This window comes from Flavonifractor plautii ATCC 29863 (assembly GCF_000239295.1).
GTDB lineage: Bacteria > Bacillota > Clostridia > Oscillospirales > Oscillospiraceae > Flavonifractor > Flavonifractor plautii.
Genome location: NZ_JH417797.1, coordinates 40,208 through 46,188 on the forward strand (window position 1 = coordinate 40,208; position 5,981 = coordinate 46,188).

Here is a 5,981-nt window from a genome sequence, read left to right on the forward strand (position 1 = left end):
TACCCCCTGCCGCATGCGGCAGGGGGTACTTTTTTATCAAACGCGCTCCGGGTCCCCGGCAATGGGCTGGAAGTATTTTGTCCGGTACTCCTGAAAGAGGTCGTCAAACTCCTGGTTGAAACCGCCGTGATGCAGCTCGTGCATATAGGCGTGGGAGTCGATGCGCACCTTGTCGTCGGGCGAGGAGGTCTGGCGCAGGATGTGCAGAGCCACGTTGGAACAGTGGTCGGACATGCGCTCCAGATTGATCAGCAGCTCCAGGAACTGGGTGCCCAGCTCGATGGTGCACTCACCGGCCTTGAGACGTTCCACATGGCGGTTTTTCAGGGTGGCGGCGATCAGATCCACAACCTCCTCCAGCGGTTCCACCTGGACAGCCAGGGTGCGCTGGCGGCTCTGGTAGCAGGCTACCGTCTTGTCCAGCGTCTCTCCCACCGCCGCGGTGAGCCTCTCAAGCTCGGCCCGGGCCTGGGGGGAGAAGGTAATGTTCCGGTCGTGGAGGACGACCGCGCTCTCCGAGACGTTGACAGCGTAATCGCCGATGCGCTCAAAGTCGGACAGGGTGTGCAGCAGCTCGGACACCCGGGTGCTCTCCTCGGCGGTCAGCGCCCGGTCGGTGAGCTTGACCAGATAGTTGTCCAGCAGACCCTCCAGCTTGTCCAGCGCCACCTCGGTTTCGTTGAGCCGCTCCAGCTTCTTGGCGTCAAATTTCCAGATGAGCTCCACAGCCAGCCGGTAGTTGTCCCGGGCGAACTCGCTCATCTGCACCACCGCATCGTGGGCCCGCTCCAGCGCCAGGGAGGGGGAGGACAGGAAACGGTCGTCCAGCACGGACAGCTCCCGCTCCTCCGCGTCGCCGGGCACCACCGCCTTGACCAGCTTGACGAGCTGGCGGTGGAAGGGAAGAAGCAGGGCAGTACAGGCGATGTTGAACGCCAGGTGGAGGTTGGCGATAGAGCCCATGTCCATGGTGTTTTCCCAGAACGGAAAGCGGAACAGGGCGTTGCCCGCGTACAGAACCACCAGAAAAAAGACCGAGCCGATGATGTTGAAAAAGAGGTGAATCATGGCGGTCCGCTTGGCATTTTTGGAAGCGCCCACCGACGAGATGAGCGCGGTGATGCAGGTGCCGATGTTCTGGCCCATAATCAGCGGCATGGCGATGTTGAAGGAAACCACGCCGGTGGTGCTGATGGCCTGGAGTATGCCCATAGAGGCGGAGGAGCTCTGGAGCAGGGCGGTGACCGCCGCTCCCACGGCTACGCCCAGAAGGGGATTGGAGAAGGCGGTAAACACCGACTGGAACTCCGGAAGATTCTTCAGCGGCTCCACGGCGGAGGACATGGTGTTCATGCCGATGAACAGCAGGCCCAGGCCCAGCACGATCTGGCCCACAATGCGCTTGTGCCCGCCCTTGATGAACATGTAGAAGATGATGCCCACAACCGCCAGAATGGGCCCCAGGAAGGAGGGCTGCAGGAACATCATCACGATGTTGTCCGCGTCGATATCACCCAGGCGCAGCAACTGCGCGGTGACGGTGGTGCCGATATTGGCGCCCATGATGATGCCCACCGTCTGCTCCAGCTTCATGATGCCCGCGTTGACGAAACCGACGCACATGACGGTGGTGGCGGCGGAGCTCTGGATCAGCCCGGTGACGACGGCCCCCAGAAGGACCCCTTTGAATACGTTGCTGGTAAGACGCTCCAGGATATGCTCCAGCCGGCCGCTGGAGAGCTTCTCCAGGCCGTCCGTCATGGTGGACATACCAAACAGGAACGTGGCGATGGCGCCAAACATGGCGACTATATTCGCAATATCCAAAATGCTCCCCCAAATCTGACTCCGCGGTCAAATTTTCGAAAAATTTTGCTCATTTCCGACCACGATAAATTATAGCCTTCTGGCAGCGGTTCGTAAATATAGAGGGAGCGATTTTTAAAAATTTAGCAGTTTCACTAAAAGCAATGGGGGAAAAACCGTCAATTTCGTTCACGTTCCGCAGGGGAAGCCCGCATGGAACAGGATCGTTGACATAGGGACAGACGCGGGCGGAATAGAGTGGAACTATGGAGGTGTGACAAATGTTCACTGCGTGGATTTTGCTGATGCTCAACAGCCTGTTCTTCACCCTGCGCCTCTCCGGCGGGGGAAGCGGCTCCTTCCCCCGTCCGCTGAAAGCGGAGGAGGAGCGGATGTACCTGGAGCGGATGGCGCAGGGTGATCTGGAGGCCCGGAACATCCTCATCGAGCACAACCTGCGCCTGGTGGCGCACATCATGAAAAAGTACTATACACCCAACGGGGATCAGGACGATCTGATTTCCATCGGCACCATCGGACTGATCAAGGGGATCAGTACCTTCAAGCCGGACAAGAACGTGCGCCTGGCCACCTATGCCTCCCGCTGTATCGAAAACGAGATCCTGATGCACTTCCGCGCCCAGCGGAAGCTGCAGGGGGAGGTCTCCCTGTCGGATTCCATTGACGGGGATGGGGACGGCAACTCCCTGTCGCTGATGGACACCATCAGCGTGGACGACAATATGCTGGAGGAGCTGGATGCCCGTGACTCCTGCGCCAAGGTGCGCCGGTGCGTCAAGCGATGCCTGGACGAGCGGGAGGCCATGATCATCACCCTCCGGTACGGCCTGAATGCCCGCCCGCCCCTGACCCAGCGGGAGATCGCGGCCCAGTGCGGCATCTCCCGCTCCTATGTATCGCGCCGCGGCTATTGCAAGCGCGGAGGGGGATGTCTCCGGGGGCCGGGACGGCCCGGACGGAGACGCCACCCTCACTGCGGTGTCAGAGCGGGAAAAGCCAGCTTCTCGGAGGGAGGCCCGGAGTGCCGGACGTGCGGCCGACATCAACACCAGTGGTACAGTCAGCTCAGCGGATACCGGAGGTATCCGGCCACCAGGTCAATGAATACGCTGTTGGAGGGACTGCGGGTCAGGTGCCGTCCGGCCAGGGTATCCAGAAGGCTGTGGTCCTCAAGTTTCCAGCAGTCCCCGATTACGGTGCGGACAGCGCGCTCCACCGCGATTGAGGTGGTATGGAACTGCTTGGCGGTTTCCCGGTAGAGACGCTTGGTGATCAACTGGAGGGAGCTGGGATTGGCCGCCACCTGCACAGACATGTATACGGTGTAGTCAAATCCGACTAGGTTTCTGCGCACGCCCAGCCGGCGCAGGAGCAGCTCTGCCTTTTGAGAGGCATTTGCCGCGTCAAAAGTAGGTGACAGGGTGAAATTTGTCATAGGACAGACTCCTTTTTTCAAAAAGTAGATGTAAGGGAGCGTCCATGACTGGTGTGGACCGAGCCGCAAGCGACCCTCTGGTGGATGGAGCGCATCCGCTGCTTGACCTCCGATAGGCTTTCCAAAAACTATATGTACGCAAAAGAGGAAAATTGGACAAATAATTAAAAGATGGGAGGGGAAGTCGCTTTTTTGTGGGGTTAATTTCCAAGGAAGTCGACAATATCCACGGAATTGGATACTTTTTTTCTTTGACAGCCGTTTGGAATGAATACATTCCGTATCTGGCGCAAATACCAAGGTAAAATCAAACGGAATCCATAGGTTCCAGGCTTGATTTTAAGGAGGTCTTCATGTCAGAGAAAATTAAGCAGGATATCTCAATTGGCAAAAACCTGCATCGCCTGCGCAAGCAGGCCGGACTGTCCCAGGAGCAGGTCGCGGTAAAGCTCCAGGTCATGGGCCTCCCTGTCAGCCGGGAAATCATCTCCCAGATGGAACTGGGCCGCTACAGTATCCGGGTCAGCGTCCTGATCGCTTTGAAGCAGATTTACGGCGTTTCTTATGAGGAGTTTTTTCAGGGCCTGCCAGACAGCCGGTAAAATGCAGGGAAGAAAAGCCGGAGCACCTGTGATAAAATAAAGAGAGAGAGAACAGGCGAGGGGGGAATGATACATGAATGAGGAACAGGGGAAATTCCTGGAGGAAATCTACCACGCGAATTTTAAGCGGATGCTCCTCGAGCTCTACCCCATATTAAAGGACATGCCCTCGGCACAGGTTGCCATTCAGGAAGCGGCGCGGATTGCGTGCCAAAAGCCGGAGGAGATGATGAGCAGCCCAAATCCCGCCGGATGGCTGCGGAAAACGGCGGGGCTGGTGGCGAAGAACATGCTGCGGGAGCAGGCCCGCCAGAAACGGACCTTTCTTCCGCTGGAAGTGCTTCTGCCGGAGAGCGAACCGTCAGAATGGGACGACAGCGACCGCGAATTGGTGCAGTTGTGTCTGGATGTCGTCTCCGAGGAGGATTTTACCCTGTTCCGAAGAGTGACCCTGGATGGTTGGGCCTATGTGGATGCGGCGAAGGCGGCTGGCATTTCCCTATGGGCCTGTTACAAGCGCGTGGAGCGGACGCAGAAAAAGCTCCGCCGCGCCATAGAGGAGCACCCGGAGCGATTTTTTTGAGACCTGTCCAAAAACAGGATGCTGTCTACATATAAATTATTGAAGGGGGCGCAATCGAATGGCAAGCCCAAGCAAAAATCAGAACTACGCCTATCTAAGCCGCCTGAGCACCCAAAAGCTGCTGGAGTTGCTGGCCGCTGCGCCGGCGCCCGCAGAAACGCCCGAGGACAAAGCTTATATAGACGCAATTGTGGAGGTGGTCTTAGAGAGAGAAGAGAGACATCCGACAGGGCTTCTACCCGACCCCGAGCAGGCATGGGAGGAGTTTCAGCAGTACTATAATACCCCGGAGGGGGAGGACCTGTCCCTCTACCCGGCAGAGAACCCCGGAACAGCCCCATCAGAACCAGCCCCCTCTCAGACAGAGTACCGGCCCCAAAGAAGGCCAAAACGCCACTTTTTTCGACGCGTTGTCATAGTAGCGGCTGTGGTGGTGTGTATCGCATTGCCCCCTGCGCTTGGTTTCGAGAATGTGTTTCAGATGATTAGTTCCTGGTCGGATGATATATTTTTAATGGAGGATAATGTTAATACATTTAAAAATGAATATACACTTCCTGAAAATGATAGATATGGAAAACTTCAAGAGGCATTAGATGAATATGAAATATCGGCTAATGTAGTGCCGAATTGGATGCCAGAGGGATTTATTCTAGATGATATTATTGTAAACGTGCTTCAAGAGCCCGAAAGAATTGAAATTCGAGCATATTATTTAAATGGGGAGCGGATGATTTCTTTATTTTACAATCAATATAGAGAATCACTCACATCCTATGAAAAAAATGATAGCTCAGTAGAAATATATACCGTAGGTGGCGTCAAACATTATTTATTTGAAAATATGGAAAGTGAAGTAGCTGTATGGAGCCTTGCAGATTTAGAGTGTGCAATAAGTGGTGACATATCAAAGAAAGAAATGAAGAAAATAATAGAATCTATTTATGAGGGCGGTTAAAATGAGATTTTTTAAAATAAAGTTTTTATCTTGTATTATAGCAATTTCTACTCTACTGATGGTGCCAGTGTCAGCATACAGTAATATAGTGTATCGTGCTAGTGAACAACTGACAAGTTACAGTATTAATGTTAAGCCTATAGGCGGTGGCAGACTTGCTATATCGTTTTCTGTGGACGGAACCGGAAAAATGACTCGTATTGGAGCCAAAAGAATTGTGGTACATCAGAAAGTAGGGGGGACTTGGGCGCTTGCTAATTCATTGGATCAAGATGATGCCGGAATGATTTCAAATAATTCTTATTATCATGGAAATACCATTTATTATAACGGAATTTCGGGGGAAGAATACCGTGTAGAAGTAACTATCTTTGCAGAAGATGCTTCTGGATCTGATTCCCGTACGCAAACTTTTTATGTAACAGCTTAAAGAAAGGGGCGTCCCGATCGGGACGCCCCTTTCTTTAAGCTTGACTGGACAGGCAAGGAACGCCGCCTGCCGCATAAGCTTTACCAAGCAGTAGCAAGGAGGGATATGCTTGGGGGTAGTGTCAAGGAATTTTCGCAAAATGGTTT

The 5,981-nt window shown here is 54.3% G+C and carries 6 protein-coding genes and 1 pseudogene; 5 read left to right on the forward strand and 2 right to left on the reverse strand.

The annotated features are described in order from the left end of the window. Positions 1–36 precede the first annotated feature (36 nt). The gene (locus HMPREF0372_RS11115) at positions 37–1,827 is read right to left on the reverse strand and encodes a Na/Pi cotransporter family protein (RefSeq protein ID WP_039997283.1); all 1,791 of its coding nucleotides are present in this window, start codon (positions 1,825–1,827) and stop codon (positions 37–39) included. A gap of 260 nt (positions 1,828–2,087) precedes the next feature. Here HMPREF0372_RS11115 and sigK point away from each other — a divergent pair. Further along, positions 2,088–2,729, forward strand: a pseudogene (gene sigK, locus HMPREF0372_RS11120) (RNA polymerase sporulation sigma factor SigK); the annotation flags it as partial. 158 nt (positions 2,730–2,887) lie between these two features. Here the strand turns inward: sigK and HMPREF0372_RS19235 are convergent. Then, the gene (locus HMPREF0372_RS19235) at positions 2,888–3,262 is read right to left on the reverse strand and encodes a sporulation initiation factor Spo0A C-terminal domain-containing protein (protein ID WP_024724469.1); all 375 of its coding nucleotides are present in this window, start codon (positions 3,260–3,262) and stop codon (positions 2,888–2,890) included. Between the two features lie 353 nt (positions 3,263–3,615). Between HMPREF0372_RS19235 and HMPREF0372_RS11125 the strand changes: the two genes are divergently transcribed. From HMPREF0372_RS11125 to HMPREF0372_RS19765, 4 genes are all read left to right on the forward strand, one after another. Next, entirely contained in the window at positions 3,616–3,864 is a 249-nt protein-coding gene (locus HMPREF0372_RS11125; RefSeq protein WP_007492336.1) for a helix-turn-helix domain-containing protein, read from the forward strand. A 73-nt stretch (positions 3,865–3,937) separates the two neighbouring features. Continuing rightward, positions 3,938–4,447: an RNA polymerase sigma factor gene (locus HMPREF0372_RS11130; RefSeq protein WP_007492337.1), complete on the forward strand. Its 510-nt coding sequence runs from the start codon at positions 3,938–3,940 to the stop codon at positions 4,445–4,447. A gap of 58 nt (positions 4,448–4,505) precedes the next feature. Next, entirely contained in the window at positions 4,506–5,405 is a 900-nt protein-coding gene (locus HMPREF0372_RS11135; protein WP_007492339.1) for a DUF4367 domain-containing protein, read from the forward strand. 1 nt (position 5,406) lies between these two features. After that, positions 5,407–5,835 carry a hypothetical protein gene (locus HMPREF0372_RS19765; RefSeq protein ID WP_140402453.1) on the forward strand — a complete coding sequence of 143 codons (429 nt, stop codon included), beginning with the start codon at positions 5,407–5,409 and terminating at the stop codon, positions 5,833–5,835. Positions 5,836–5,981: the final 146 nt, after the last annotated feature.

Bases quoted from the DNA above. Each gene is read 5' to 3' on its own strand.
- HMPREF0372_RS19235 (WP_024724469.1), bottom strand. From the start codon at position 3,262: ATGACAAATTTCACCCTGTCACCTACTTTTGACGCGGCAAATGCCTCT.
- HMPREF0372_RS11125 (WP_007492336.1), top strand. From the start codon at position 3,616: ATGTCAGAGAAAATTAAGCAGGATATCTCAATTGGCAAAAACCTGCAT.
- HMPREF0372_RS11130 (WP_007492337.1), top strand. From the start codon at position 3,938: ATGAATGAGGAACAGGGGAAATTCCTGGAGGAAATCTACCACGCGAAT.
- HMPREF0372_RS11135 (WP_007492339.1), top strand. From the start codon at position 4,506: ATGGCAAGCCCAAGCAAAAATCAGAACTACGCCTATCTAAGCCGCCTG.
- HMPREF0372_RS19765 (WP_140402453.1), top strand. From the start codon at position 5,407: ATGAGATTTTTTAAAATAAAGTTTTTATCTTGTATTATAGCAATTTCT.